The organism is Amycolatopsis sp. NPDC059657 (assembly GCF_042734395.1).
Classification (GTDB): Bacteria; Actinomycetota; Actinomycetes; order Mycobacteriales; family Pseudonocardiaceae; genus Amycolatopsis.
Genome location: NZ_JBHWEB010000265.1, coordinates 1 through 1678, shown reverse-complemented (window position 1 = coordinate 1678; position 1678 = coordinate 1). Strand labels below are relative to the sequence as shown.

At 67.5% G+C, this 1678-nt stretch carries 2 protein-coding genes and 1 pseudogene; 1 reads left to right on the top strand and 2 read right to left on the bottom strand.

Going from position 1 to position 1678, the window contains the following annotated elements; genetic code table 11:
• Nucleotides 1-474 (bottom strand): HAAS signaling domain-containing protein (locus ACFV15_RS48135; protein ID WP_378360235.1); only part of this gene is annotated, 474 nt, incomplete at its 3' end.
• 10 nt (nucleotides 475-484) lie between these two features.
• Nucleotides 485-859, bottom strand: a complete 375-nt coding sequence (locus ACFV15_RS48130; protein WP_378360234.1) for a PadR family transcriptional regulator — start codon at nucleotides 857-859, stop codon at nucleotides 485-487.
• A 390-nt stretch (nucleotides 860-1249) separates the two neighbouring features.
• Here ACFV15_RS48130 and ACFV15_RS48125 point away from each other — a divergent pair.
• Nucleotides 1250-1678: pseudogene (locus tag ACFV15_RS48125) on the top strand (IS5 family transposase); the annotation flags it as partial.

Sequence of the window (1678 nt, the reverse complement as noted above, 5' to 3'; positions counted from 1 at the left end):
GGCCAGGTACCAGATCACGTTCATCGTGGCGGGCAGGAGTGTGGCCAGGATGAGGCCTGCCCATTTGCGGGCTGCCGTCCAGTAGCGGGAGCGGCACACCATCACTACGGCCGTGATCTTCATGGCTATGCTGATCCAGCTCAGGAGCACATGGTCTCCCGCGTAGGGCAGCACGGTGCTGATTATCAAAAGGAGCAGCGGTAGCCAGGCGGGGGAACGGTGACGCTTCGGTGTGCGTGTGGGGGATGTGGTGGTGTGGCCGAGTTCGTGGAGGGCGGTGTTGGCGATCGTGCGGGGGTCACCCACTTCGTGGAGGATCGCGCGGACGTCGCCGGGCCGTTCGGCGCGCGCGACCTCTATGTGCTCGCTGAGGTCGGCGAGGAGTTCCTGACGGGCTGCCGGGGGCAGTGCCGTGCTCTCGCGTTCCACGGTCGCGAGGTACTCCCGAACCAGGGTGTTGTCGTCGGTCTTCAAGGTGCGCCCCTCAGGGGTTGTGCCGGCGCCCGTTGGGGGGCGAAAGGAGGTGGTCGACGGCGTCGCGGAATGCCGGCCAGAGGCCGGTAAAGGAGTCGAGCGCGGTGCGTCCCGCATCGGTCAGCTCGTAATAGCGGCGCGGCGGGCCGGTGGAGGACTCCTGCCAGGTGGTGACGACGAGTTCGTCGCGCCGGAGCCGTGAAAGCAGGGGGTAGACGGTGCCCGGGCTCGTGGCGAGCACGGTCTCCTGCAAGTCCTTCAGCAGCTCGACCCCGTACTTGGGCCCGTCTCGCAGAAGGGCCAGGACGCAGTACTCCAGGACCCCTTTACGGAGCTGGACCTCGATCTTCTCCGGAACCTGATTACTTGCTTCACCGGCTACCATGCAGCACAAGATACCAGGTCTCGCATGTATTTGTCCGTGAGCAGGTGTGCGCAGCCGCTCCACGGCGGCCGATCAACCGCTTCCCAGCTTCATGCCACGAACGCGCCCGCTCAGAGGGGCGACCCGCACGCGCTTGCTACGCGGCCGAGACGACCGCGCGCATCGCGGCCAGGCGGTCACCTGGACCACCCGCCAGACCGAAACCCACAGCTGGAACAGCCTCAACGACGAACAGCGCGCACGCCTGGAAGGTCTCGGGCTCACGCCCCGGACCACACCGGCCACGAAGGGGAAGGGCGCTGGGGCGTTCGAGCGGGGCATCACTGCACTCACCTAGGCACTGTCCGGCGGATCATGTGACTTTCCGGCCGGTCGCTCATTGGTTGGGTCATGGGTCGGGGGGATCTGACGAATCGAGAGTGGTTGCTGCTGGAGCCGCATCTGCCCTCGCTGGGTGGCCGGGGCGGCCGGTGGAACGATCACCGGACCGTGCTCAACGGGATTCTGTTCCGGGTCCGCACCGGTGTTCCGTGGCGTGACCTGCCGGAACGCTATGGCTCGTGGAAGATCGTGTATGAACGGCATCGCCGCTGGTCGGCGGATGGTACCTGGGACCGGCTCCTGCAGGCGGTCCAGGCCGACGCCGACCTTGCCGGGCGGATCGACTGGTCGATGGTGGGCGTCGACTCGACGTCCTGCCGGGCCCATCAGCACGCGGCCGGCGCCCGCAGGGTCGGACCGCGGGTCCCGAAAAAAGGACGAGGCCCCGGCACCACCGCCCCGATGAGGGACTCGGACGGTCCCGGGGCGGTCTGACCT